The sequence below is a fragment of the Acinetobacter sp. Ac_5812 genome (genome assembly GCF_013072695.1).
GTDB lineage: Bacteria > Pseudomonadota > Gammaproteobacteria > Pseudomonadales > Moraxellaceae > Acinetobacter.
On the sequence record NZ_LXUK01000012.1, the window covers coordinates 316,053 to 343,026 of the forward strand.

Consider the following 26,974-nt stretch of genomic DNA (forward strand, 5'->3'; position numbering starts at 1 on the left):
TATAAGTGGTTATAAAGTTTACAGAAATTTTAGCTAATTGTTTTTATTTCTTTCACAACTACTCCTTGAATGTTTCATTTAATGCTTGCTGTACAGCATCCACGCGTGACTTACATGCCTTGTAAGCAGTCATTGACTCTTCCACAATCTTCATTAGGTTGTCGATGTCTGGTTCTTCCTGAGATTCCAGTAGGGCAGCATTCTTTTTTAACAGTTCATAACCCTCTTTAAAGCTTAACTCATTTTTACTCATGATTTGTTACCTCACTTACACTGGCATGAATATAGCCATCCTGCATCTCAATTGAAACAGTTGAACCGACCTGTTGTACAGAGCGAATAGCTTTATTTTGACTCCGTACAATAGCATAGCCCTTAGCAAGCACATTCTTTGGATTCTGCAATAAAGTTTCACGCACTAAGGACTCAATCTGAGTGGAGGCAAGCTTAAGCTGCTGCTGGGAAAAATATTGTGTTGTTGACTTAACCAAATCAAGATTTCTATTAGCTGTATTAATCTGATTCTGGGCATGAGTCTTGATGGTATTCATCAACTGATCATTTTGGCCCTGATATGCTGTGATTTGATGCTGTGACAGCAGTTTGATAGTTTGCAGGTAACCCATCACATCCTGAGAACGTTCTGAAATCACATTGCGAATACCTGTAATCACTTTACTTGGTGTATCAAAAGAACGATGGGCGATTTCATCCAGAATGGTTCGATCTTTTTCATGACCTATGCCCACCCAAATCGGCACTTTTCGTTTGCAGAGCAGGGCGGCAAGATCATAGTCATTTAAATAAGCTAAATCATTTACGGCACCACCACCACGAATGATCACAATGAGGTCAGGTGGAATAGCATAATCTTTAGCCCACTGGCGAAGTCCTGAACTTAAAGACTCCATAATGCTGTTTGCCGCAGTATTACCCTGAAATGTGGCTGTACAGTAAACAAAGTGGCAAACACCAGCTTTATTTAAGGCATCAGCATCTTTCCTAAAGTCACCCAATCCAGCAGCATTTTCTGGTGCAATCACTAGAACATTTTCAATATCAAAAGGAGCAGAAAGTGACTTGTTCAGATTCACCAAACCCTCGGTGCTTAGGCGGGAAAGAATCTGTTGATAGCGTTTGGCGATATCACCCAGCGTAAAGCTGGAGTCGATGTCCTCAATGTTGACTGAAAAGCCATATTGGGGATCAAAACGGGCTTTAATCCTAATCAGTACGTTTAAGTCTTTTGAAAGCTCAATGCCACTTTCACGCTCAAACTTAAGTACAATTTTTACGGCAGTGGATTTCCAGATCGTTGCTTTACAGCTTGCAATGACTTTATCTGTATCCTCTTCCTTTTCAGCCAACTCAAGGTAGTAGTGTCCGCCCTTGATACTAAGGTTTCGTATCTCAGCTTTTACCCAAACAGGTTCATCAAATGACAGGCGAATGATTTCCTGTACGGTTGATAAATAGTCACTTAGGGAAAATTGAGGTTCAGACATTATATAAGTCAAAAGAGCTGATGGTTTTATAGTATCAAAGTGAAAAGAACTTGAATATTGTGCTAAGAGGTTTTTAAAGAGATGAATCCAAATCAGAGTAGTAAAGCATTCCGATGATTTGACTCATGTTCAGGATATACAGAAAGGCTTGTAGCAGTCGGTGCAGGCTTTGAATTGATAGTAGCTAAATACATGAGCAAAGTTATAATTCAGATTTAAGCGACACTCAATGTCTCTAAATCTTAACTAGGAAGACTTTTTATTTAATTTAATGGTAGTGTTGGGTAATCCAATCATAGCGAGCTAAATACAATGAAAAGGGATTGGGATGTAATTCGTAGTCTGCTTATAGAGATAGAAGCGTTAACTTATTCAGATAGCTTTGATATCGATACTCATGCAATTGATAATCCGCAAGAAAAAATAAGATTAGAAATGGCAGACTTGTTACTCGCTAAAGGATTCTTTACTGGAGAACGGGTACCATATCTTGATGGTGGATTAGGTCTATATAGCTTACAGCTTACTTGGGATGGACATGAATTATTAGATACGCTTAGGGATCAGAATGTTTGGAATCGTATTAAAGAGATTTCTAAAGAAAAAGGTGTAGATATAACTTTTGAGTCTATTAAGGTCATGCTTGGTTTGGCTTTAACGAGTTTGTTAACTTAGAGCATTTTTAGCAAACAGATATATGGATTTTTGTATATATTAAAATTCGTATATAAAGGTGTTGTAAAATCTCAAAAGAGCTTAATTTGATGACAACTTCATCAAAAGGTGGAGCTAGTTTTTCTATATTGTTTTTTCATCAAGTTACTTAAAGCGTTAGGCCAGCGTTTCTTTATTTCGGATTTGCTTACTTAACAGGGTAAGCATAATCTACGGATAACGTATCGCGTTTGACTGATGAGTTGAATGTGACATTCGGTTCAGATTTTAGTGTAGCTGAACAATTGTTCTTTGATCTGGTTGACCTAGCCGCTATCGAAAATGAAGAAATTGTGTGTGAGGAGTAAATGCAAACTCTTTATATCGCTTCATTGAGTACTTATCTGGAGAGTTAATAGACTTGTTTCTTACCTGAATTGTAGGGAATGAGGAAACCTGTGATAAGGTCATGAGTATGGAAAAATTGCGTAAAAAGTTGCTAAGTGATTAGCGAAGCAAATTTATACACGGACGGAAAAAAGAAGGCTTTAAAATATTTCTAATAAAAATTTCACGTCAAATTGTACCGTTCTGTTGTGAGTATTTATAGACAGAATTGCACAGTTAATTTATGTTAGCATAAGACAAGGTCAAATGGGCATATAGAGGAGGGAATGTAATGTCAATGCGTATCGACACTAACACATTGAATTATTATGTTCAAAATGCCCAAATTTCTTTGAGTGTTTTAAGAGCGAAAATTAATAATTTAGATCAGTTTTTAAGTGGAGAAAAACAGCCAACTTTTAATCAGTTATCTGAAATAGCAAAAAAAATTAATGTTCCAACAGGTCTCTTATTACTGAATAAAACTCTTGATATTGACATCAAGCGATTGGACTTCAGGACACTAGAGTCAGATTCAATAGATGAAGCAAGTGAAGAGTTAAGAGATACCATTGCGGAAATGGAAGTCAAACAAGAATTTTTGAAGAATGAAATTACTGAAAATTTAGATTTTGTTGGTCAATTTTCTATTGATTCCAATTTCTTGGAGGTAGCTAAAAAAATACGTGATAAGCTAGAAATTCCTTTGTTTTTTCAGAATCAAGCTGATAATCCATTAAATTATCTACGTGATAAGATTAATGGTATAGGCGTATTTATTTTTTTTAATGGTAAAGTGAAAGACAATACATATCGTCCTCTTAGTGTGAAAGAGTTTCGAGGTTTTGTATTGCTTGACCATAAAGCACCTATAATTTTTATTAATCAAAAAGATACTAAGAATGGTCAGCTTTTTACATTAGTACATGAGTTAGTACATATTTTTGTAGGTACTGAAGAAATATTTAATATTGTTGATACTGGTGATTATCGATTTGATCGAACTGAAGCATTCATAAATAAAGTAACGGCAGAAATTTTAGTTCCTCAAGAGATTTTTTTGCAGCTCGATTCAACTGATAGTAATTTTTTAGCTAAAAAATTTAAAGTTAGTGAGTTTGTAATCGTTAGAAGATTATTGGATTTAAATAAAATAACCCGTCAAGAATATCAAAATCGCATTATTGAGCTTGAAAAGAACATTAAATATCTCTTACCCAGTGATTCTTCTGGCGGGAGTTATACGAATAATATTAGATTTAGAATTGATAATAAATTTTTCAAATATGTTATGAATGCTGTTAATCATGATCGTATTTCATATACGGATGCATTTAATATTGTAGGTGTTGGATTCAAAGGATATAAAATTTTGATGAATAGAGGTGGCAATGACTAAGTATCTATTGGACACTAATATTTATATCAATTTTTATGAAAGATATTATCTATTTGATTTTTTTCCAAGTTTTTGGCAGAAAATAAAACTAATCATCAATTCACAAGTAGTACTTCCTGATATTGTTGTTAATGAACATTATCAAGATGAAACTTTTAAAAAGTGGCTTGATGAAAACTTTATAGGAGCTTCTTGTAAATACAAGGATTATGCTGATTTATGGGGTGAGGTTATACAGCATATTGCAACACATGAATGTTATAGTGACAAGGCTTTAACCAATGATAAAAGTTGGGCACGTGAAAAAATAGCAGATGGATGGTTAGTCGCAATTGCAAAAAAAGATAATTTAGTGATTGTAACAAGTGAAACAAAAAATATTAATTTAAACAGAAATCAACCTACACAAAATCCTAAAGTTCCTGATATTGCTAATGATCTTGGTGTTCGCTGTATAGATATGAACACTTTTTTTCAAGAGATTGGTTTAAAAATTTAGAGATAATTTATTTATAAATAGTCAAATTAATATGCTGTTTTTAAAATAGTGTGGCTTTGTTGCACAAATCTATTCTTTAAGGTTTCTTCAGCAATATAATTTCCAGATGAAGAAGCTTGTTCCTAAAATCTACCGTACAACCAATTGGTCCTCGTATAACCAAGCTTTAATCAAGCGAGGAAATATTTCAATCTGGTTTGATCCCAAGACCCAATGGTATGCACAGCCACAAGGCAAGCATGGACAAAATCAAACTTATTCCGATACAGCGATTCAATGCTGTTTAATGATCAAATCTCTATTCCGTCTTTCTTTACATATGGTCACTGGCTTTGCTCAAAGCCTGATTAAACTCTGTGGTTTGAATTGGACAGCATCAGATTACTCCACCCTCTGTAGACGACAAAAGCATATTGATATTGCGATAAGCTATCAAAAAAGTCGTGATGGGTTAGACCTACTCGTCGACTCTACGGGGTTAAAATTTTTAGGTGAAGGCGAATGGAAGCATAAGAAACATCAGCCCGAATATCGTCGCCAATGGCGTATACTGCCTATTGGTATAGATGCTAAGACCCTTCAAATACGAGCAGTTCAGCTTACAACAAGTAATATCGATGAACAGATTGATTCAGTCTATACAGACGGGGCTTATGACACAAAACAATGCCGTCTGGTCATTGCAGATAGGAAAGCGTATGCAGTGAATCCACCTAGAAAAATGCAAAGCCTTGGAAATATAATAAAGTTCATTCGCGAGAGCGAAATGAATTACTTCGAACAGTTAAACGTTTCGGCAGGACACTATGGAAACAATGGTCAGGCTATCATCACCGAAGTTTAGTGGAAACAAAGATGCCTTGCATCAAATTATTTAGCGATAAACTCAGTGCTAGGAACTTTCAAAGCCAAGTCAATGAGGTACATGCAGGTATAGCCATTTTAAATAAATTTACAGAATTAGGCCAACCTCACACTCGAGTTGTGCCTTGAATTTGATAGGTTAGGGGGAAACCAGTCTATGAAATGTTTGTGCAACAAAGCAAGCTAAATATAGAATGTTTCGCCCATCTCCCTCAGCAATAGCAAGCGTATTACCATATATACGATAATTTTCACTAGCCTATTGTATAAATTTATTTGGTTCAGAACCATATAAGTGTATTGATTCACCATATCTTTGATCCCAAATATTTCTCATTGTAAAGACTCCTGCGTTCAAACATTCATGTTGTAAATTTTAACTCTTAAGAAATAGATAAATGTCATAATAAATTAATTGGTACTTTTAAATAGGTTTTTCCTTTTTCATCCCTAGGTGGCATTTGACCTGCACGAATATTGACCTGTACTGATGGTAGAATTAACCGCGGCATTGCGAGAGTTGCATCTCTTGCTAGCCTTTTTTCGATAAATTTTTCTCGTGTAGTATTCTTACTAATGTGAATATTATTTTGTTTTTGATCAGCTACAGTTGTTAAGTATGTATGCGAGCGATGGTCGGGTGGATAATCATGGCAAATATATATTTCTGTATCATTATTTAAGCGCAATATTTTTTTATTGAATCATAGAGTTGTCCAGCATCACCACCTGGGAAATCACATCGTGCTGTTCCGATATCTGGCATAAACAAAGTGTCACCGACGAAAGCTGCTCGCTCATTGATAATGTAAGCGATATCAGCGGGTGTATGCCCTGGTGTGTGCAAAATACGAATCTCCATTGAACCAATTTTCAAAATTTCATTTTCTTGGAATAAATGATCAAACTGGTTACCATTTGGTAAAAACTCTTTTTCAAGGTTGAATATATCTTTAAAAATTGCTTGAACTTCTTGAATATGAGCTCCTATACCGATTTTTGAATTTAGAGTATCTTTAAAAAAAGGTGCTGCTGATAAATGATCTGCGTGTGCATGAGTTTCTAATATCCACTCAACCTGAATATTCTCAAATTTCACAAAATCAAGAATTTTCTGAGCGCTAGTGGTTGAAGTCCGCCCTGACTTATAGTCAAAGTCAAGTACGGGATCAATGATGACCCCGACATAGTTCACAGCATCAAATACAACATAACTGAAAGTTTCACTATCATGATCTAAGAATGCTTTGACATTAAAAGATTTATTCATGTTTTATCCTCGATGTAGTTTGGGGCTGTGAACTGAAAAACTGATAAACTAAAGTGATTTAGTGCTGTAATACCAGTCTACATAATTATAACCTTCTGATTTGCGTGCTTCTGCTGCTTCCATAGTAGCTGGTGGTGGAACAATGACTTCTTGTCCAGGTTGCCAGTTTTCAGGAGTAGCTACTTTATTATTGTCAGAAGTTTGAAGTGCTTTTAGTACACGTAAGAACTCGTCAATGCTTCGCCCATTACTCATAGGGTAGTAAACCATCGCACGCATAATTCCTTCAGGATCAATAATAAAAGTTGCACGTACAGCGGCTGTGTCGCTTGCTCCTGGTTGTATCATGCCATATGCTTTTGCAACATCCATAGAAAGGTCTGCAATTATAGGAAATTCAATTTTGACACCAAAATTTTCTTCAATACTACGGGCCCAAGCTATGTGAGCGTGAACACTGTCAATTGAAAGACCTAATAATTCACAATTTAGTTCTTTAAATTGTTCAGCACGTGTAGCAAATCCCATAAATTCAGTAGTACAAACTGGGGTGAAATCTGCTGGATGTGAAAATAAAATCAACCATTTCCCTTTGTAGTCTTCAAGGCTTTTCATACCGTAAGTGGTTTTAGCATTAAAGTTTGGAGCTGGTTTATTTAATTGTGGGAACATTACAGTTTCATTTGTATTAGACATGATAGTCTCCTTTGATGATGGAATAACAACAATTAATTAATAGGAAGATTTTCATTCAACCAAGTTTGTATACCTCCTTGGACTGAAAATAATTTTGTAAATCCCATTTTTTGTAGACTTAAAGTTGCTAGGGCAGAGCGTCCTCCAGTCTTACAAATAATATAAATATCCTTTTGAGAAAGTTCCTTTAACGAAATGTCCTCATCACAGTGATGATTGACAAGAGGATGTTGAGCAATTTTCATTTCAAGTAGACCTCTTGGAAAATTGACTGATCTATCTATTGAGGCTTCTTGATATTCTTCCGGTTCACGAACATCTATAAGAATTAAGTCATTGTTTGTAGTCCAAATTTTATGAAAATCTTTAACACTAATTTCTTGAATGTGCTGTTTTGCATCTAGGATTAATTGATCGGCTGTTTTCATTTTTTTACCACTTAATGGAATATGTTTTTATAATATATATTTTTTAAATATATTATATAGAGTGTTGATTGTAATTTTTTTTATTTTAATCGTTTTTTTAGATAAGTTTTGATTTAATCATTAGCTCTGAAAAATAAGACTTTGTTTCATTTACGTTGGAAATTATGAGAACAAGACTGGTTAAATGGTATATATAATTTAATAGGTTAGCCTTAAAGTGAATGCAAAACATTTGAATTTTAGCGAAAAAATTTTAAGCAGTAATTAAAATTTTTTACACAATATTATTGACTATGGTTAGTAAATACAAAGTTTAACCTAACAAACAATGTTAAGAAGAGCCATCATCATACCTTATGTAGCGTTGATTAATTTTTATACAAAGAAAGTTGCTCTTTACTTTATAAAACCAGGTTGGAATCATGTTTCATGTTTCATGTTTCATGTTTCATGTTTCATGTTTCATGTTTCATGTTTCATGTTTTAATTGAAACGTGAATTTGAAACAAAAATCTAAATTCAGAAAAAATTCAGTTGTAATATATAAAATAACTTATTGTTTTAAAATATTTTTATAATTTTAAACTTTATTGGCATTCTCTTTGCTGTGTCCTATACATGTTGCATTTTTTAACTTCTCATATGGGTATTTAAATTTGTTAGTTGAGTACTCTTCTATTAATTTTTATCGGGAGTTCTTATGAATCTAGGACTAACCGCCTTAGAATTGGCTCGAATCCAATTCGCCTTCACTGTATCTTTTCATATCATTTTTCCAGCCATATCGATTGGCTTAGCCAGTTTCTTAGCCGTCTTAGAATGGCGATGGCTAAAAACCAATGATCCTATTTATAAAGATCTATTTAAATACTGGGTCAAAATCTTTGCCGTCGCTTTTGGAATGGGCGTGGTGTCTGGTGTAGTCATGAGTTACCAGTTTGGCACAAACTGGAGTGAGTTTTCCCGATTCGCAGGTGGTGTAACTGGCCCCTTATTAGCATATGAGGTGCTCAGTGCTTTCTTCTTAGAGGCTGGCTTTCTTGGCATCATGTTATTTGGTTGGGGACGTGTCGGCAAAAAAGCACATTTCTTTGCCACCCTGATGGTCGCAGTCGGAACATGTATTTCTATGTTCTGGATTCTGTCATCAAATAGTTGGATGCAAACACCTCAAGGTTTCACCATCGAAAATGGCATTGTTGTTCCGCAAGATTGGTTTGCAATCGTCTTTAATCCATCATTTCCTTATCGCTTAGCACACATGGCAATTGCAGCCTTTATGGTTGCCGCACTCCTTGTTGCTTCAACAGCCGCTTGGCATTTGCTAAAAGGTCGACGTGATGAATTGGTCAAGAAATCATTTTCAATGGCTCTGTGGTTGATTCTGATTTTAGCACCACTACAGGTTTTCGTGGGTGATGCGCATGGTCTTAATACGCTAAAACACCAACCTGCCAAGCTTGCAGCAATGGAAGGTCATTGGGAAACCAATTACGACGAGGGAATGCCACTCTATCTATTTGGCATACCAGACATGCAGGAAGAACGTACCAAATATGCAATTGCAATTCCCAACTTGGGCAGTTTAATCCTAACCCATTCTATGGATGGTACGGTTAAAGGATTAAAAGATTTTGCGCCTGAAGATCGTCCTAACTCTACAATCGTTTTTTGGAGTTTCCGCATTATGGTCGGCTTAGGCATGCTGATGCTTTTGCTTGCAGCGATGGGTTTATGGCTCAGAAAAACAGGTAAGTTTTATGAAAACAAATGGTTTCATCGTTTCGCTTTGATTATGGGACCATCAGGATTTATTGCATTACTTGCAGGTTGGTTTACTACAGAAGTAGGTCGTCAGCCGTGGGTGGTTTACGGTGTCATGCGAACTAAAGATGCCTTATCACCGGTTTCGGCTGAACAAGTAGGTTTAACGCTGATTATTTTTGTAGTGGTGTACTGCATTGTATTTGGTGTGGGCATTTATTACATGCTGAAACTGATGCATAAAGGTCCAGAGTTTATTGATAGCAAAGCTGAACAAGTGGGTGGTGTCGGTCATTTTAAAACACCAATGCGTCCGTTAAGTGCAGCTGATGAAAAAATTGATGATCGTGATCAAGGAGCTTCATCATGATTGATTTATCTCTGATTTGGATTGTAATCATTGCCATTGGTGTTTTTATCTATATTGTACTTGATGGTTTTGACTTAGGTATCGGGATTCTTTTTCCGTTTATCAAAGATCAGCAAGAACGCGATGTCATGATGAATACTGTTGCTCCTGTTTGGGATGGCAACGAAACATGGATGGTTTTGGGTGGTGCAGGTTTATTTGCAGCTTTTCCAATGGTTTATGCAGCAGTTCTATCTGCTTTTTATATGCCTATCATTTTGATGGTCATTGCGCTGATATTCCGTGGTGTCGCTTTTGAGTTTCGTTTTAAAGCAAATCGTACGAAGCATTTGTGGGATGCTGCTTTTATTGGTGGATCTGTACTTTCTAGCTTTTTGCAAGGTGTCATCTTAGGTGCTTATATTCAAGGGATTCATATTGTTGATGGACGATATGCAGGCGGTGGCTTAGATTGGCTAACGCCATTCTCTCTTTTCACTGGGGTCGGTGTTGTCGTTGTGTACGCTGCACTTGGTTGTGGATGGTTGATTATGAAAACAGATGATCGACTACAAATCAGCATGTACAACCTGATGCCAAAATTGATTATCGGGCTATTGCTTATCTTTGCATCGGTCAGTATTTACACCCCATTAGCGCATCCAATGATAGCTGAACGTTGGTTTACGCAACCTCAAATTTTATATTTCAGCCCTGTACCGATTTTAGTTTTAGTCTTTACTTATTTAACGATTAAAGCATGTCAAAAACGACAAGAATCAATGCCATTTTTATACACCTTGGCGTTGGTATTCTTGGCATATACAGGTTTTTTAATCAGTATTTTTCCTTATATTATTCCACCTTCTGTCACCATTTGGGATGCAGCCGCACCAGCCAATAGTCAATTATTCGCGCTTATTGGTGCACTTATTTTGATTCCGATTATTATCATTTACACCATCATGGCGTATTGGGTATTCAGAGATAAAGTTCGGATTGGTGATGAAGGTTATCACTAGGAGTTACGGATATGAAATTATCACAAACACAATGGTTTATCTTGCTGTGGTTAGGTGGTTTCTTCGGGCTACTACTGATCGCAATGCTGTTTAGGCTTTTACTCAAACTTGCATATTAATTGCTAAGGAGAATCACAAAGTGTATTTTTGTGATTCTCTTTGTTTGAAATCTTTACTTTTAAACCTTGCGGTAGATTTTGTAAAAACTGTATTGAAAATCCATATTTATCTAATAGTAATTTGACTAAAGATAAGCCTAGACCATGACCAATATTTTGTGAAGATTTTCGCCAAAACCGTTGTGTCAGTAAACCAAGTTCAGCATCAGTCAAACCAAAACCTGAATCTGTAATCATTAAATCCCCTTTATCCATATACACTTGAATCGAGTCTGTAGATTGTGCATGTAAGTAAGCATTCTCAATCAGGTTTTTAAGTACAATTGCTAAAGTAGGATGAGGTAATCCGATAGTGGAGAGATTTTTCCAATCGATATCAAGATGTTCTTGTATGTCATTGTATTTCTGCCCAAGTTCAAAAATGACCTGTTGCAAAGTTTGGGAAACTTCTGTGGATTCCATCGAAACATGCTCTGGTTGTATTTCAGTTTTGCTCAGTAATAGCAGTTGTTCAAGTAATTGCTCATAACGCTGAATACTTGCTTCTGCCTGTTGGAGATTGAAATCAATTTTGCTTTGTGTTTGTCCAGACTTGTTCAGCATAAGCTGACTTAGTTGAACATTGGTCTTAATTGCGGTGAGTGGACTGCGTAACTCATGAGCAGCAAAGGCACTAAAGCTTTTTTCATTTTCCAGACTTTGGTGCAGATTCTGAATAAGTTCCAGTAAACCATCGACAAAGGGTTGAATTTCTTTGGGAATATTCTGTGTTTTTAATTCTATTAAATAGGTGGCCGCATCTGATAAATTCTGTTTTTTATGACCTAGGTGTTGTGCAATTTGGTCTAAAGGTTGAAACTCAACCCGAATAATCCATAGAATTAAAAAAATACATAAAATCAAAGTAATGATTAAAGGGATTAATACTGATTGTAAAATCTGTTTGAGTAATGAATAACGTAATTGTAATTTCTCCGCTGCAACAACCTGTATTTGTCCTTTTTGCAAGACATAGCTACGCCATTCCACCCCATTTTCCGACCATGTACTTAACCCTATTTTTCGTGTGCTTAGACTTTCAGGTGAACCCAATGTCTTGGCAATCACCTGATGGTTGGCTGAGATATTGGAACTAAATAATGACACCTGACAGGCAATCAAATTTGGGGTGCTATGGTCTTGTTGTACTGCATTAACAGTATTGGCAATCTCATCTACTGGGAGTTGCTGAATTAAACGGGCAACCATGTGGGCAGACGCAGAAAGGCGTTCATCCAATGTATCTTGCAGGCGTTTTTCCAGTTCAAAATAAAGCCAGCAAAATACCAGTGACCACAAGATAACAAAGACTGCTAAAATGGTGGAAACCAGGCGCCATTTTAAACTATAACTTTTCATGTACTTTGCTCTGGTACTTTAAGCATATAACCTACACCCCGAATGGTCTGAATTATATCAGGATGAATCTTTTGTCTAAGGTGATGGATATGTACATTCAGTGCATTGCTTTCAATACTGTCCTGATAGCCATAAATTTTATCAAATAGTTGTTCTGTTTTTAACACTTGATTGGGATAAAGCATAAAGGCTTCTAGCAAACTGTATTCCCGTCTGGAGAGCGTAAGAAGTTGTCCTTGATAATGTGCCTGTTGAGTGTCCTGATGAATCTCTAATTCGCCCATATGCAATATATTTGAGGAATATCCACGATTCCGCCTAGCCAAAGCATGAACTCTTGCAATCAGTTCATTTAGCTCAAACGGTTTGGTTAGGTAATCATCTGCACCTAAATTTAAGGCATCCACACATTGCTGGGTTTGATTACGTGCTGTGAGTACCAGAATAGGTACATGAATTTGATCTTTACGCCATGTATTTAATAGGTCAAGACCATCCTGATCAGGCAGACCCAAATCAAGTAAACATAGGTCTACTGCACTGTTACGAATGAAATAATCCGCAGCTTTGGCTGTATCAACATGCTCAACTGAAATATTCAGGTAATCGAGTGCAGCAACAATACTCTGGGCAATATAGGGGTCATCTTCAACAAGTACAACAAACATGGTATTTCCTCATCTAGCCTACCTATTTTACAAACAAAAACAGCCCTTAATGTTCTGTTAATTTTGCACCCTTGATAATGCTCTGAATGTTAAGTTTAGATAAGCTCGTATGTTGATGAAACCATTTATAGCGATTGCACTGGGTATGGCCACAGCATCGTTATATGCAAATCATGATTTTCTGCCACCAGGTCAAGCATTTAAATTTCAGGCAAGTTCTGTTTCTGACAAAACCGCCGAGTTAAAATGGGATATTGCTCCTCATTATTATTTATATCATGATCAGTTTAAGGTGAGTCTAGAGCAACAGAACTTAGCTTTAAATCTACCTAAAGGTCAGGAAAAAGATGATCCAACCTTTGGTGTAACCAATGTGCATCATAATCAGGTGCTGACGCAACTGGATGTAAAGCCAAATAGCCAATATACAGTCAGTTGGCAGGGCTGTTCAGAGGATGGCTTATGTTACCCCGTACAACGAACTACAATCACAACGGATGCTACAGGTCTACTTCCTCAACAGAATTCTGAGGCAAGACACTCTCATCTTGCAACTTTAGTCACTCAGGAAAATACGCCTGAGGTGAAGTCAGAATCTGAAAGTGAAACTAGCCAGCAATCTATTCAACCAGCGCAAGAGAAAATCAGTCCAGAACCCTCTTTAAATGTACAGCAAGATAGTACAGATAGTCCTCATCAAGACAAGCGACAAGATCAGGTCAAAGCTCAGCCACAAACGGCATCATTGAGTGATGACTGGAATAATGACCAATTCTTTTTAAACCTTTTGTCCAGTCAAAGTGTTGTTTTTAACATTATCCTGTTTCTAGGGTTAGGCATTCTGCTTGCCTTTTTACCTTGTTCATTACCTCTGATTCCAATTCTTTCAGGCATTTTGGTGCAGCGTAAAAAGGGTTATAAAGCCGCCATTATCGCATTGACCTTTGTCCTGAGTATGGCATTGGTTTATGGGGTGATGGGGATTGTGGTTTCACAAATTGGTTACGGTATTCAGCGCTGGTTTCAAAATCCTGTATTCATTGGCATATTTGCCCTGATGTTTATTGTATTTGCGTTGAACTTATTCGGTTTATATCAACTGTCCTTACCACAAGGTCTTTTACAGCGTTTAGATCAGATACAACAACGCCAAAAAGGGGGAACACTGTTGGGTGCTGGCATCATGGGAGCAGTTTCAGCCCTGATCGTTGGCCCTTGTATGAGTGCACCATTGGCAGGGGCTTTGCTCTATGTCTCTCATCTGGAACATAGCCTGCTTGGTGGTTTCTACCTGTTCTTGCTGGGTTTGGGGATTGGGATACCGCTATTTATTGCCAGTGTCTTTGGAGCTAAATATTTACCCAAGCCAGGTTTATGGATGGATCGGTTAAAGTATAGTTTTGGTTTTATCATGCTGGCAATGGCCGTCTATTTTGCTCGTCCTTTATTGCCTCTAACTTTGTACTATGTAGGACTTGCCTTAATTCTGATCGCAATGGCGGGATATTTACTGGCTATTTTGCGCCATATTGTTCACGTCCCTTATAAAGCTGCCGTTCTGGTCTTGGTCTGTATCTGTGCTGTGAGTGGGATCTGGCATGTGAATCAGGCGATTGCGAATGTGAATACCACTGAAAGCGAGACACTTCATTCATGGATTGTTGTTAAAAATCAGCAGGAACTGAATCAGGCATTAGCTACACATGCCAAAGATACTATTGTACTGGACGTTTACGCTGACTGGTGTGTTGCCTGCCAGCCGATTGAAAGAGAGCTTTTACCAAGAGCTGACGTTCAGGATGCATTAAAAAATGTAACCCGTATTAAACTGGATTTGACCCAGTATGAAGCTTCGCAAGACATCATTTTAAAACAATGGCAAATTCTTGGCCCACCAACGGTATTGTTTCTTGCACCTGACCAGAAAGAACAACGTGATCTTCGTCTCACAGGGACTTATACCGCATCACAATTAATTCAGAATATTCAAAAATTAAATGAGGAGAATCAACCTTGATTTCTTCCCAAGCACTACATCTAGGTATGTTCATGCTGCCGTGGTCATTATTGATATTACTGTCAGGACTTGTTGGCGTATGGTTCATTGGAAAATATTTTAAGCAACGTTATCAATGGGATGATTCAGCTTGGCAGTGCTATAAGGATTCTTTATGGACAGCAATATGGGTGGGCTTACTTGCCGCAAGAGTTGTATTTGTGCTGATTAATGCTGATCTGTATCTGGCTCATCCTGTTGATATTCTGAAAATTCAGGATAAAGGATTTAACCTTTATGCAGGCATCATTGCGGGTAGTGGCTGGTTTATCTGGAAAAATCACCTATTAAAAGTGCCTGTATTGGTCAGCAGTTTTCTATTGTTTATCACAATACAGTTTGTGGGAATCAATCTACTCAACCATTGGAATGCACAACAACACTATCCAGATTTAGCATTTAACGACCTTAAACTGCAACCACAATCTCTTACTCAATTTATGGGTAAACCTACTGTGGTGAATTTATGGGCGAGTTGGTGTCCGCCTTGCCATCGTGAAATGCCTGTGTTGTATCAGGCACAGCAAGATTATCCAGATGTTCAATTTGTCATGCTTAACCAAGGTGAAACACCTGAAGCGATTGTGTCCTATCTACATCGTTATCAATTGAATTTTAATAATGTCCTGTTTGATCCTTATGGGGAAATGCCTCAACACATGAATATGTATGGCTTACCCAGTACCTTGTTTTTTAATGCACAAGGACAACTTGTGGAACGTCATCTTGGTGAATTAAGCCAAGCCATGCTTAAGCAATACCTGCAAAAAATTACTCATCCATCAAATCAATAGAGGTGCAACTTGATGAACACTCATTTAAAGTTAATGTCTGGCTTAGTACTATCCCTGAGTGCTGCTCAGGCATTTGCCGCTGTACCGACCATTAAGCAGAAACTGGAAAAAGAGGGCTTTAGCTTTGTAAAACAGATCGAAGCCCCTGCACAAATGACGGGTTGGGCAGGACATATGCAACAGAACCCTGCAACAGTCTTTATCTCCAATGACCAGAAATATTACATTATTGGTGACTTACATAATGCCAAAGGAGATAACCTTACTGTTGATGCCCTAAATAAGCATGTTAAACAATCTGTATTGGATGATGTCTGGAAAAGTCTGGGTAAATCCGCTTATATTCAGGACGGTAATGTTAATGCACCCCGTATTATTTACGTGTTTTCAGATCCAAACTGTCCATACTGTCATATGTTCTGGGAAAAAGCCCGTCCTTATGTGAAATCAGGAAAAGTCCAGTTACGTCATATTCAAGTGGCAGTGATTCGCCCTGAAAGTAAAGGCCAAGCGGCAACTTTACTTGCTGCTGCAAATCCAGCCAAGGTTTTTGAAGAATTCAATGCGACCAAAGGGAAGCAGAAGTTAAAGGAGATGAAACCAATCCCAGCAAACATTGCTCAAAAAATTGAAAATAATGAGGAAATGATGACCAAGTATGGGTTTTATGCCACACCAGCCATGATCTGGAAAAATAGCAAAGGGCAAATGGAGACAGCCTCTGGACTACCAAAAGATTTGAAAGGGATTTTTGAATAACTTTATTGCACTTATTATAAACTATTATGTTTTCATATCTGAGGGCTTAGTCAACAACTAAATTTATATATGATTAAGCCCACATCTAAAATCATGTTACTTAAGGTTTTATTAACCTTTAGTTATGGTGGCTAATGGTATAACAGCAATAATATTGCTTACAAATGTCAGAGACAGTATATATGGGGGGGGTAGTTACTCATTCATTGGACTCCTGTAATTTTTGTAAAATGGCCTGACTTACATGACTTGACCATGCCGCAATCGTCATGGATGGTGGCGTACCTGTTGCTGCTGGTAGTGCACTACCATCGGTGATATAGAGGTTAGGATGTCCAAAAACTTCTCCGTGTCCATCCACTACGCCTTGTTCTTCGTTTATACCAACACATGCGCCACCTAAGGGGTGTACAGTCATGGGGACTTGAGGCAAAAACCATGCACGACGTTTCGATATGATTTTTAGTTGTCGGAGTGACTGGTAAAGACTTTTAAAAATAGGGCTTTTGCTTTGTTCAAATTGTAAAGATATATCGTGCTGCCCCCAACTTATGTTGCCATCAGCCGCATCTTGACCCATTCCCACCAAAATCAACCAATGTTTTAACTGGCGTTGTAGCATTGTAGGCAGTAATGGAATTTGCTGCAAAATATTCAAACCTGTCGCATATAAGAACGGCGCATCTGGTTGATGACCAACTTGAAAGCGTCCCATGCTCGGTGGTGACTGACGGAAATCTTGTGTATCTCGACCTGCACGCCACAATGCAAATACATCGCCATTACCGGAAAAGCCTTGACCAAGCGCGGATAACCCAGTCAGTCCACCTACCTGTCGTGAACGGAATAAAATACGCATGCTATTAATGACACCTGCGCCTAGTACCACAGTTTTGGTGACAAAAACTTTGTCTTGCTGTTTTTGGTGATCAACGCTATGCACATGATAATAGGCGCCAACGCGTCGTATCGTCAGGCACTCATGCTCAGCATAGACGGTTAATCCTTGGGATAATCGTGGCAATAACAGTTGCTCGTCTAGTCCAACTTTATGATTTGCAGCATCACCGAGCATACCGTGATTGCTGTATTCGCCTCTAAAACGAAAACCTAAAGCTGGCTGCTCACACTGTGTATTGAGTGATGGATACTCTGCCAGTGCTTGATCAATTTTATTGGGTGCAACAGTCATCTGCTCTAATGGCTGAGAGCCCATTTGTGCCAAAATCCAATTGTAATGTGGTGCCATTTGCTTGGCACTTAATCCAATTGCACGATTATCCCAATACTGTGGATCTGTTGGGCGCATATTCATAGACCAGTACACATGACTACCACCACCGACGCCAGCCGAGCAAAGTACGCTCATTTGCGGATGTAGACTTAGATCAAATAGTCCATGCCGATTAAGCATTTTAGGACCATTTAATAGACCAATGCTCACTTGACGTAAAAAATGGCTAGGCAGCTGCCGTCCATGTGGGAATGGTTGTAGTGTTACGCCTTGTTGGGGCAAATCCGACTGTCGATTCGACTCACTATCTCGCCAAGGGCCACGCTCCAATAAGCTAACTTTTTTTCCCGCATCAACCAAACGAGCAGCACAAACAGCACCACCAAAACCACTGCCAATCACTAAAATATCAGTCTTGATCATGTTTAATCCCCCTTGACACAAGGTTGATCTCGCCGCCACCATTCGCGCATACCACCCTGTAATTGACTGGCATTGAAATTCATTTTATTTAACTGACGAGTTGCAGGAATACTACGATGTGCCGACAAACAAATCGTTACCACAGGCCGAGTTGGATCTAGATTAAGTTTGGCAATATGTGCTGAGTTAAACTGTGTGATTGGCAAATTAATCGCACCTTTGATATGGCTCTGCCGAAACTCTAGTGCTGTTCTAACGTCTAAAATTTGTACATGATCTATGGTTTTATTAAGCTGTTTTACTGTGATTTCTGGTACTTTGCCAAAAGGCAACCAATTTAAAATATTCATTAGGGCTTCCTCAAATGACGGGTTTTTCGATAGCACAGTCGAATTGCTTCCCTTAGGTGTATTGCTGCTCTAAATAACGAATAATTGCTTTGGACTCGAACAACCCTGTACCTGTGTTTGGGTCGTATAAGTATGGAAATTGTACTTTACCAGTACGAGCGAGTAGTTCAGCGCGCTTAGTCCCTGCGATCGGCTGATATGTCCCTAGATTGGGGCGAAGCCATGGTAGCCCTTGGTCTGCAAGTTGTTGCTTGCCAGAGTTTCTCAACACATAAGCAATACTGAGTTCAGATAATTTTTCTCGTACTAGTCTAGAAAAAGGACTGGCTTCAAAACTAAATAATTCTAATGGCTGTACTACCGCCTTGGCAGCTGAGCTATTCTGATGTGCTTTAAGTCCTGCTTTGAGTCGCAAAGCAGTCGCCAATTGTGACTGACGTAAGCCCAAATTTTGAGGAGCTCGTAGTGTCTTTTCTGGCATATAAGTTTGAAATAAATAGTCGATAATTTGACGTGCGTCATACAGGTAGCGACTGGTGTTGGGATCATATAGAAAAGGAACTTGTGACTTGCCACCGAGTGCGGTTAGCCGATCCCAATAATGATTACTGCCTTTGGGGCAAGGATAAATCAAGACATCCAGATCTAATTGAGTTAATGCCTCACGAACAGGACGACAATAAGGACAGCCCTCAATATCATAAAACTCCAGTAGTTTGGCTGGTTGATCTAGACGAACAATGGCAGATAAGCCTTTCCCTCCACGAACACCAGATGCTAACGCCGAGGTCAGTAATGTCATCATGGCGCAACTCCTTTTGACACAGTTTTTGGGCTGCTTAAACTAAAGTACGCCACACAATAAAATTGATCATTGGCTAACCAGTTCATTCTAGCCAAAAACTGATTCTCGCCTAAAACGCGTACCTCACCTCGGATATGCCTTAACAATGACGGATTACTAACAACATTATAATCTAGCCAAAGACAGGGTTGCTGATCAACTAGGCTATCTTGTTCTAACATGGTGTATTGGCCAAATTGTTGCCCCCACAACCATAAATTGGCACCTGTATCGTCCACATTAAAAGCCTTTCCTTTCCAAGGGTTTATTGCTGCGCTGAGTACGGTGGCCACTGATTTTCGAACCAGTGTTGGCATTTTTTCTACTTTAATCAGTGCATAGAGCTTACCCACCCATGCGCGACCTGCAAGCTGATCGGATGTTGCACTGGGTAATGTCGAGAAATACTCTACCAGTTCTGATTGTTGCTTTAACACCAATTCAGATAACGGCAGCGCTGCTGTGGTCGCGTTTAACATTCCTAACACTCACTAAATAAGTTGTATAGTTAGTGTGCTTAAATGTTGATTGGCTGACAAACGATATAAATTATGTCTGCACATTAGAAAAACTAATTTAAATCTTGCAAGCGCTGTATAAGCCATGCCAAGAAAGTTTGAATGGCTTGCTCTTGTAAACGCCCTTGCTTGGTCACTGCATAAATTTCGCCATATCCTGAAATTGCAGGTCCAACAGCGACCAGCTGCTCATTTTTGATCGCAGTATTCTCAATTGGATACAAAGCGAGTGCCACACCAAGGTTGTTTGCAGCATCAATCGCAGCGGGGTAATCATCAACATAGATCGATTCATTTTTATCGGGTAAGGACAATCCTAAATAGTCAAACACCAATGTCCATGCTTCTGGTCTGGATGTCATATGAATTAAAGGGGCTTGAGTTAAGCGTTCAGGATGTGATTTTAAGTTGAGCTGAGAAGCAATTTTTGGCGCACATACAGGCTGAATATCGAGATCCACTAATTTTTGATGCTCACAACCAGACCATGGTGGCTGGCCAAAACGTATAGCAACATCTGCTGTATTATGTTGCAAGTCTATATATTTTAATGAAACATCAAACCTAAGCTCAATCTCAGGCCAAGCTTGTTGAAATGTGCGTAAATGAGGAAAAATAACCCGACTCGCCACGGGTGGCATACAGCTAATTTTCAGCACTGTACTGTTATATCTCTGCATGAGCTGAACTGTATGATCTTGAATCAACGATAATTGCGGCTGAATTTTTTGCCAGTACCATTGTCCTGCTTCAGTCAGCTTGAGTGACTGATGTTGGCGCTCGAACAACAAAATACTCAGATTGGCTTCAAGATTCTTAATTTGCTGGCTAACGGCTGAAGGAGTGACACATAATACTTCAGCAGCTTTTTTAAAACTTTTATACTCAGCAGCAATATTAAAAACCCATAAAGCATTAAATGAGTCAAATTTTTGATGTTGCACAGAAATCACACTTATCCTGTTTTGATTTAGTTACACAGAAATACTAAGTCTTTATTCACTCCTAATTTATTGATCTATAAGATAATAGTTTTTTGTTAACACAGTCTCTAGCCGAGTAATGGTACAGTAATGTTTTGTATATACATCATTTTCAACTATTTATATTTTAACAGATAAGCTTGTTATTTGATCATCTTAAATACAAGTTAAAAGTTGCGAATCAAATTTGATTATATTGCAAAACTTTGCCCAATCTTTCATTAATCCTTTACGTTTTTCAAGATATGCCCCACGCAAATAAGCAGCTTCAACCTCATCTAGTAGCTTATGTACTAATACATGCTCACAAACTTCACGTGGATATCCAGTCTTATCAACTGACTAGTCATGAAAAGTAGAGCGAAAACCATGTGTTGTAATTACTCGGTTTTGTTTAGGATCGATATAGCCTAAGCTATTTTCCTTCAATTTCTGTTGATGCATGAGCTTAATCAAAGCAGTTATTTACATATCAGAAAGCATGCTATCACTACGAGGTTCAGTGGAAATGTAACCTTATGATTGTGTATCAGACTGAAAAGATTTCAATAATTCACTGGTTGGCTCTCAAAGTGAAACCAGATTTTCTTTCTATATGTTTGTATTTTAATATATTAATTTCGTTTTAATATTGGTTGAGACGCAGTATATTAGTCTTAATTTCTATCTTATTGTGGTAATAGGAGTTCGAAAGACAGACTTTCTATAAAGCAGGAATCGAATTCTAAGATGTGTAAATATATGGGATTTAGTGCTGAAACAAAGAAAATGTGATGTAGTAAAAATAGTAGTAAAAAATTATATTTAAAATATTTAATTTTTTACTATCAATAATTTATATTTTTAATTCGACTGTCACCGCTTCCGCCAAATATCTAAATAAGCCCTTGTTTTTACAAGGGCTTATTTTTTATCTATGTGCTTACCCCTCAACCTACCCCTCATCAAACTTTGGATTGAGTCGAATGATTTAGTACTCCATAGGATACGAACAATGAGTAATGATCTGTACTTTCAGTGTAAGCTTTAAAGATCATAGCGTAATAAAGAAAGCCAAATTTCATACCTATTTTCGTTAATATTAGGATATATAGTTATCAACATCATCAACAATTTTAGGTTGGAGTGTTGAGACGGGTATTTTTGACTGTTTAGGTGTTTCATTCTTTTTTTCGATTTTTTTCCTGTTTTCTACTGGTCTTTTGTCAAAGTTTCTTTTATTCCATGTGCTTTGTATTTTTTCTAAAACCTTAGAATATGCTTTTGAATCAATAAAAAACCAAAAGTTTAATTGTAAAAGCACTAGTTCTTTTTTTTCTTCTAAGGTGATTGGTATATAAGGAAACTGTGTTTTTTTATCAAGGTAATTGTATAGCCATTCAATAAAGGTCTTATTTGATATCTTTTTATTGATAATGATATGTGATATTTTTTGTATTTCATCATAATATTCTATTATTACTTTTAAGTCATTAATAAATTCTAAAGATAGGGATATAAGTTCATGTTTACTAAAATTTAAAATAATTTCTTTACTAGCCTGAATGATGGGGTTTTTAAAAAAATCTTTATTTTGAAGTGAAGGGAGTTTCTGGTAGAGATCACACTTGTAATTGTAATCTCCAGACAAAAAATTATTTATTTCTAATCGAATTCCCCTTAAATTAGATATAGGATTTTGAGTAATAGCTAAATAAAAAATAGCAAAATTTTTATCATTATTTATTAGGGTTAATAACCTTTTTAATTCTAGGTCAAATACAATATCAACCTCCAATTTCATATACTCAATCAACTTTTGGAAAAAAAATTCTCGGTCCAATTCGGTTGATATATTTTGATGAATTAACCTTGTGAGGTTTGTTATTGTAATTTGCCTGACTTCTTTAAGAGAGGTTAGATTTTCTAGTTCTATCAGTATTTCTTCAAAATCTCTAATTGAGTGGCGACCTATGATGCGTTCTGCATGGCGGATTAGATGACCATGAATCCAAATGTTCATGACAGGATCATAGCTGTTGAGTTTCTTCTTGAACTGCTCTGAATAAGATGGTTTGGTCGTCATTTTTATATTGCTATACAGTGTCTAAATTGCTAATAGAGTAGTAAGAATTTTTTAAGAAAATGGTATGAAATTGGTTAGAGTAGCGTAACTTTTAAGTAAGAAATAAGTAAGAATTTATCTGGCCTGCCACTTATGAAACATGGGGGTTTCCCATCAAAAGAAGCTTTAAAGTGAAAAAATTTTCTCTTAAGCATATTTTTATATGCTCTTATGTCAGAAAAGTCAATCATGGTTTATCTGCATTATAATTGGTCGTGAAGAATTCCAGATACATTGAAATACATATCATCTCCATGAACACGCCTAGGTGTTCTATTTATTACAGGAGATAATTATATGTCAGTTCAATGCCCTTCGTGTCAATCGACACACATCAGTAGTAAAAATTATGGTCGTAAAATAGGAGGTACGGTAGGTACAACTGCTGGAACAGTGGGTGGTGTAACCACAGCTTTATCTACTGCTCAGGTGGGAGCAACGCTTGGTATGTTTGCAGGACCTGTTGGGTCAATCTTTGGTGCTCTTGCAGGTGCAGCAATTGGTGGCTTAGTGGGTGGAGTTGCAGGTTGTACTGCGGGTACAGCATTAGGAGAAATGGTTGATGAAAATATTCTGGATAACTTTCAGTGCCTAACGTGTGGTCATTGTTTCAACCATACAGCGCAATGATTCATATCCTTTATGCAATTCCTAGAGGATTGAACGATACTTCTATCTAATACATGACCAGCCCTTTTAGGGCTGGTCATGTTGTATAGCCAGTTTTAAGTTTTGGTTTGAAATGCTGCTTTGGAACAAGTCATTTACCTAAGCCTACCAATGCCATGTTAAAAAATGATTCCAATGCTAGTTGTTATAGAGGAGTACGCAGAATAGAGGATTCATAACTTTCCCAATACGAATCCCACTGTTGTAGTCCTTGAAATTGAAGCAATTTAATCTCAATGGAGAACCGCTATGAACAACTTGGCAACCACACATAATATAGAGCCTGTAGCTACAGTGAAGAAGATCATCCGTTTAAAACGAGTGATTGAGCTGACAGGACTTTCACGTTCCACCATATATGATCGGATTAATCCAAAGTCCAAACGTTATGACATCAGTTTTCCAAAGTCCATCAAGCTAGGGACATCACATCTCAGTACAGGAGCGGTGGGATGGATTGAATCAGAGGTTCAGGATTGGATTCAGCAACGTATCCAAGCCAGTCAATCAGCATAGCCATCTCATTATCACTGCATAATTCAACAGCAGTATTTGATCCCCACATTCTAAATTAAAAAATCCTCCAATGTAGTGTGATGTCTAGTGGTTAAGGCTATTCTCTTTAATCAATTCATAATGTAAAAGTACCCAAAGTATTCTGGTACTTATATTATTATTAATATACTACTACTCTAGTTACTATAATAAGACCATCTAGTTATTCTTATGAAGTAATCTTATATCTACTTATAAGCCAGCCTGTTTATAAATCAATTATATTAAATATAGTTGATGGAATAGTTGTGTCTGATAAAAAGTAGATTTTAATAGGAAAGAGTGGGCATCACGTTACTTGGTAATAACCGAGTAAACAAACATGATTAATCTATACAAGCAAGATCTGCTAAATCAATTAAGTGATGATGAATACCAACTTTGGTGTCATGATTTGGCTGTGATTAAGCGAGTGGTTACAATGATCACATCATTCAAATCATTTGAAGAAGTATTCCTCAATACAAAGAGTTATTACATTCCTGACTATTGGAAAGATGGAAATCTAAAATATGTAGATCATTACCAGCCCTATAGAAATTTGGCAGACTTAGCTGATAATTTTCTTTATGGCATCTCTGTAATGGATCGAGTTGAGAAGTATTATCCACTGGAATATTACCCCTTACACTTACGTGTGTTTATTGAGTGGATTGAGCGATATACCTTTGAACGTACGCAATATAATCCAAAAAACTTATCTAGGACTTTGGTAGAGCGATTGAATGACTGTATCTATGATATTCGTCAGGATATGAAGTCATTAAGGCATACAACTGAATTAAAAAGGATGAGAGAACAGAGTTTGCGGCAGAAAAGAAGTATGGAAAAGTACATTGATCAGCTACTGCTACGTTTTTCCCGTTTAATTGCAATAAGGGTTGACTTTGGTTATCGGGAGGATGCAGAGGCGAGCTATGAACTGATCAGCGAGCACCGTGAGAAACTGCTTCGCTATCTACGAGAAAGACATTGTGGCGATGCCTTTGCAGGCTTTATCTGGAAACTGGAATATGGGCTGAGAAAATCTTATCACCTCCACACAATGATTTTTCTGGATGGTTCCAAGGTACAGGAGAGCATTTCACATGGCAAACTGATTGGACAGCACTGGATTGATGAAATTACTGAGGGAGAGGGCGTTACCTACAACTGCAATGCCCATATGGATAAATATCAGCATTGTGGGCTAGGACGTGTGGACTATCATGATCGAAGAAAGGTTGAGAATTTGAAATATGCCTGTCGTTATTTGACTAAATATGATGAATTTCTCGAATTGGTTCATTATGGTTATCAGGCAGAGCAACACTATCATCAGGATGATCCCTTGAGTCAGCAGATCACTTCCAAGCTAGGTCGTGTATTTGGAACAGCAAGACTGCCACCTTATGTTCCACAGTTGGGACGACCAAGAACTAAGTAATTTATATCCAAAAAATAAAAGAGGATTAGGTATGATGCCTAATCCTCTTTTATCATCATAGGTCGAAATTTATTTGATAAAAGCTAATAATACAGCCCTTGCCTGATTAATTTCCTGAGCTTTGGTTTCCAATAGAGTACGAACAGCTTCAGGTAAAGTTTGATAAAGGTCAGGATGGAATTCTTTGATCTTTATTCGGAAAGCCTGTTGAATAATTTCCTCAGATAAAGTTGGTGCCGTGATTTCAAGTATTTCTTTAGCTCTTGTGATTTCATGTAAGTCAGATTGAGTATGAGCATTTTGATATTTCGCTTGTTGAGCATTCTTTTTGATCGTATCAAACATATACTCTATATCTTGATCTGAAACACCCAGTTTTTTAGCCAGTGGGGAAATGGTGTTATAAATTTTTGCAAACTGATAAGGATAAGCAAGATTAACGAGTTGAGCAGCTCTCATGACGAGCATAAGTCTAAGTTCAATTTTAGGGGCGTACTTCAACAATCGCTGTATTGCATCATTTATATTGGCGTGTTGTAAATGCTCAATATAATCTAGGATACGCTTTTGTTGATAAGGTGATTGCAATACATCTTCAGATAAAGAACGCATCAATAAATCAATATGTTGATCATTCCATTCTGTAGGTTCACAAAACGTAAAACTGGATAGGATATCAAGTACAATAAATGATAAATCTAGTTCAATGATGTGTTTATCCTGTTCAGTAACTTTTGAAAAATCATAGGTGGAATCAGAATCAGATTGGTGATTGCGTTGTGACTCATTGGATTGATGGAAAGATTGTTGTGGCTGATCTTGAGATTTGGACATATCCAGATAGCGTTGAAGTGTTGTACACAGCATCATCATGTCTTTTTTATTTATTTGTGATAATTCAATGATTTTATTGCCATTAAAATATAGATTAGTGGAAAATAGTGTACTCTCCCAACTTATCATTTTAATGTCTTTTAGAAAAGTTAAGCTAGGGTCTTCAAAAGCAGCTTTTACAATAATAAAATTTTCAGTGAGAACAAAACCATCTTTGGCACTCCCAAATACCGTATCATCAAATAACAAGACGATTTGTTCAGGTTGAAAAGACGTTGTTTGTCCTGCTCTGATTAAAGCAAGATGGACATAGGACTGTAGGGCATTTGTCAATTTCTTGGATGGAATATTTGGCTTCATAAAAAGCTGTGAACATTGCGCTAACTTTTGATAGTTCTCTGGT

Annotated in this window: 25 protein-coding genes and 2 pseudogenes; 12 read left to right on the plus strand and 15 right to left on the minus strand. The window is 37.4% G+C overall.

What is annotated here, in order from left to right; all coding sequences use genetic code 11:
• Positions 1 to 58: 58 nt before the first annotated feature.
• Together xseB and xseA are read right to left on the minus strand one after the other, a co-directional pair.
• Positions 59 to 253, minus strand: coding sequence for an exodeoxyribonuclease VII small subunit (gene xseB / locus A7P55_RS10730; RefSeq protein ID WP_016541170.1), 195 nt, complete (start codon positions 251 to 253; stop codon positions 59 to 61).
• Entirely contained in the window at positions 246 to 1,505 is a 1,260-nt protein-coding gene (gene xseA / locus A7P55_RS10735) for an exodeoxyribonuclease VII large subunit (protein WP_171552087.1), read from the minus strand. Before xseA ends, xseB begins: the two co-directional genes overlap by 8 nt.
• Before the next feature lie 312 nt (positions 1,506 to 1,817).
• On the opposite strand from xseA, the gene A7P55_RS10740 reads away from it, so the two are divergent.
• From A7P55_RS10740 to A7P55_RS10760, 4 genes and pseudogenes are all read left to right on the plus strand, one after another.
• Positions 1,818 to 2,180, plus strand: coding sequence for a DUF2513 domain-containing protein (locus tag A7P55_RS10740; RefSeq protein WP_016541172.1), 363 nt, complete (start codon positions 1,818 to 1,820; stop codon positions 2,178 to 2,180).
• A gap of 658 nt (positions 2,181 to 2,838) precedes the next feature.
• Positions 2,839 to 3,945, plus strand: a complete 1,107-nt coding sequence (locus A7P55_RS10750; protein ID WP_016541174.1) for an ImmA/IrrE family metallo-endopeptidase — start codon at positions 2,839 to 2,841, stop codon at positions 3,943 to 3,945.
• On the plus strand, positions 3,938 to 4,444 hold the full coding sequence (locus A7P55_RS10755) for a DUF4411 family protein (protein ID WP_016541175.1): 507 nt from the start codon (positions 3,938 to 3,940) through the stop codon (positions 4,442 to 4,444). The genes A7P55_RS10750 and A7P55_RS10755 overlap by 8 nt, the downstream gene beginning before the upstream one ends.
• Before the next feature lie 106 nt (positions 4,445 to 4,550).
• Positions 4,551 to 5,437 (plus strand): annotated as a pseudogene (locus A7P55_RS10760) (IS5 family transposase).
• A 550-nt stretch (positions 5,438 to 5,987) separates the two neighbouring features.
• Here A7P55_RS10760 and A7P55_RS10765 read toward each other — a convergent pair.
• From A7P55_RS10765 to A7P55_RS10775, 3 genes are read right to left on the minus strand one after another with little or no spacing between them, the layout of a single operon-like run.
• Entirely contained in the window at positions 5,988 to 6,578 is a 591-nt protein-coding gene (locus A7P55_RS10765) for an MBL fold metallo-hydrolase (protein WP_016660200.1), read from the minus strand.
• Between the two features lie 48 nt (positions 6,579 to 6,626).
• Positions 6,627 to 7,274: a peroxiredoxin gene (locus tag A7P55_RS10770; protein ID WP_016541178.1), complete on the minus strand. Its 648-nt coding sequence runs from the start codon at positions 7,272 to 7,274 to the stop codon at positions 6,627 to 6,629.
• Positions 7,275 to 7,306: 32 nt separating this feature from the next.
• A complete protein-coding gene (locus A7P55_RS10775; protein WP_016660201.1) occupies positions 7,307 to 7,702 on the minus strand; it encodes a rhodanese-like domain-containing protein in 396 nt (131 codons plus the stop codon).
• A 700-nt stretch (positions 7,703 to 8,402) separates the two neighbouring features.
• On the opposite strand from A7P55_RS10775, the gene A7P55_RS10780 reads away from it, so the two are divergent.
• Both A7P55_RS10780 and cydB read left to right on the plus strand, forming a co-directional pair.
• Complete coding sequence (locus A7P55_RS10780; RefSeq protein WP_016541179.1) at positions 8,403 to 9,836, plus strand: cytochrome ubiquinol oxidase subunit I; 1,434 nt, start codon at positions 8,403 to 8,405, stop codon at positions 9,834 to 9,836.
• Positions 9,833 to 10,837 carry a cytochrome d ubiquinol oxidase subunit II gene (gene cydB, locus A7P55_RS10785; protein ID WP_016541180.1) on the plus strand — a complete coding sequence of 335 codons (1,005 nt, stop codon included), beginning with the start codon at positions 9,833 to 9,835 and terminating at the stop codon, positions 10,835 to 10,837. The genes A7P55_RS10780 and cydB overlap by 4 nt, the downstream gene beginning before the upstream one ends.
• A 122-nt stretch (positions 10,838 to 10,959) precedes the next feature.
• Here cydB and A7P55_RS10790 read toward each other — a convergent pair whose 3' ends face one another.
• Positions 10,960 to 12,354 (minus strand): ATP-binding protein, encoded by a 1,395-nt coding sequence (locus tag A7P55_RS10790; protein ID WP_016541181.1) that lies wholly within the window; start codon positions 12,352 to 12,354, stop codon positions 10,960 to 10,962.
• Entirely contained in the window at positions 12,351 to 13,022 is a 672-nt protein-coding gene (locus A7P55_RS10795) for a response regulator transcription factor (RefSeq protein ID WP_016541182.1), read from the minus strand. The genes A7P55_RS10790 and A7P55_RS10795 overlap by 4 nt, the downstream gene beginning before the upstream one ends.
• 109 nt (positions 13,023 to 13,131) lie before the next feature.
• Here A7P55_RS10795 and dsbD point away from each other — a divergent pair, with 109 nt between their 5' ends.
• The 3 genes from dsbD to dsbG are packed head-to-tail and all read left to right on the plus strand — an operon-like array spanning position 13,132 to position 16,631.
• Positions 13,132 to 15,039 (plus strand): protein-disulfide reductase DsbD, encoded by a 1,908-nt coding sequence (gene dsbD, locus A7P55_RS10800; protein WP_016541183.1) that lies wholly within the window; start codon positions 13,132 to 13,134, stop codon positions 15,037 to 15,039.
• Positions 15,036 to 15,872 (plus strand): TlpA disulfide reductase family protein, encoded by an 837-nt coding sequence (locus tag A7P55_RS10805; RefSeq protein ID WP_016660204.1) that lies wholly within the window; start codon positions 15,036 to 15,038, stop codon positions 15,870 to 15,872. The genes dsbD and A7P55_RS10805 overlap by 4 nt, the downstream gene beginning before the upstream one ends.
• Positions 15,873 to 15,884: 12 nt before the next feature.
• Complete coding sequence (dsbG, locus tag A7P55_RS10810) at positions 15,885 to 16,631, plus strand: thiol:disulfide interchange protein DsbG (protein ID WP_016541185.1); 747 nt, start codon at positions 15,885 to 15,887, stop codon at positions 16,629 to 16,631.
• Between the two features lie 199 nt (positions 16,632 to 16,830).
• Here dsbG and A7P55_RS10815 read toward each other — a convergent pair whose 3' ends face one another.
• From A7P55_RS10815 to A7P55_RS10840, 7 genes and pseudogenes are all read right to left on the minus strand, one after another.
• The gene (locus tag A7P55_RS10815) at positions 16,831 to 18,288 is read right to left on the minus strand and encodes a GMC oxidoreductase (protein ID WP_016541186.1); all 1,458 of its coding nucleotides are present in this window, start codon (positions 18,286 to 18,288) and stop codon (positions 16,831 to 16,833) included.
• Between the two features lie 2 nt (positions 18,289 to 18,290).
• The gene (locus A7P55_RS10820; protein ID WP_016541187.1) at positions 18,291 to 18,638 is read right to left on the minus strand and encodes a rhodanese-like domain-containing protein; all 348 of its coding nucleotides are present in this window, start codon (positions 18,636 to 18,638) and stop codon (positions 18,291 to 18,293) included.
• A gap of 52 nt (positions 18,639 to 18,690) precedes the next feature.
• Positions 18,691 to 19,443 carry a glutathione S-transferase N-terminal domain-containing protein gene (locus A7P55_RS10825; RefSeq protein WP_016541188.1) on the minus strand — a complete coding sequence of 251 codons (753 nt, stop codon included), beginning with the start codon at positions 19,441 to 19,443 and terminating at the stop codon, positions 18,691 to 18,693.
• Entirely contained in the window at positions 19,440 to 19,961 is a 522-nt protein-coding gene (locus A7P55_RS10830) for a hypothetical protein (protein ID WP_016541189.1), read from the minus strand. The genes A7P55_RS10825 and A7P55_RS10830 overlap by 4 nt, the downstream gene beginning before the upstream one ends.
• Before the next feature lie 92 nt (positions 19,962 to 20,053).
• Positions 20,054 to 20,944, minus strand: a complete 891-nt coding sequence (locus A7P55_RS10835) for a LysR substrate-binding domain-containing protein (RefSeq protein ID WP_228129634.1) — start codon at positions 20,942 to 20,944, stop codon at positions 20,054 to 20,056.
• A gap of 195 nt (positions 20,945 to 21,139) precedes the next feature.
• Positions 21,140 to 21,535: pseudogene (locus tag A7P55_RS22605) on the minus strand (integrase); the annotation flags it as partial.
• A 529-nt stretch (positions 21,536 to 22,064) separates the two neighbouring features.
• Complete coding sequence (locus tag A7P55_RS10840) at positions 22,065 to 23,048, minus strand: hypothetical protein (RefSeq protein ID WP_171552088.1); 984 nt, start codon at positions 23,046 to 23,048, stop codon at positions 22,065 to 22,067.
• Between the two features lie 336 nt (positions 23,049 to 23,384).
• Between A7P55_RS10840 and A7P55_RS10845 the strand changes: the two genes are divergently transcribed.
• The 3 genes from A7P55_RS10845 to A7P55_RS10855 all read left to right on the plus strand — a co-directional run bounded on the left by A7P55_RS10845 (position 23,385) and on the right by A7P55_RS10855 (position 25,737).
• Positions 23,385 to 23,717, plus strand: coding sequence for a hypothetical protein (locus A7P55_RS10845; RefSeq protein WP_171552089.1), 333 nt, complete (start codon positions 23,385 to 23,387; stop codon positions 23,715 to 23,717).
• Positions 23,718 to 24,005: 288 nt separating this feature from the next.
• Positions 24,006 to 24,272, plus strand: a complete 267-nt coding sequence (locus A7P55_RS10850) for an AlpA family transcriptional regulator (protein WP_005159374.1) — start codon at positions 24,006 to 24,008, stop codon at positions 24,270 to 24,272.
• Positions 24,273 to 24,633: 361 nt separating this feature from the next.
• A complete protein-coding gene (locus A7P55_RS10855; protein WP_252727851.1) occupies positions 24,634 to 25,737 on the plus strand; it encodes an inovirus-type Gp2 protein in 1,104 nt (367 codons plus the stop codon).
• A gap of 69 nt (positions 25,738 to 25,806) precedes the next feature.
• On the opposite strand, the gene A7P55_RS10860 is transcribed toward A7P55_RS10855, so the two are convergent.
• Positions 25,807 to 26,931 carry a hypothetical protein gene (locus tag A7P55_RS10860; protein ID WP_171552090.1) on the minus strand — a complete coding sequence of 375 codons (1,125 nt, stop codon included), beginning with the start codon at positions 26,929 to 26,931 and terminating at the stop codon, positions 25,807 to 25,809.
• Positions 26,932 to 26,974 lie beyond the last annotated feature (43 nt).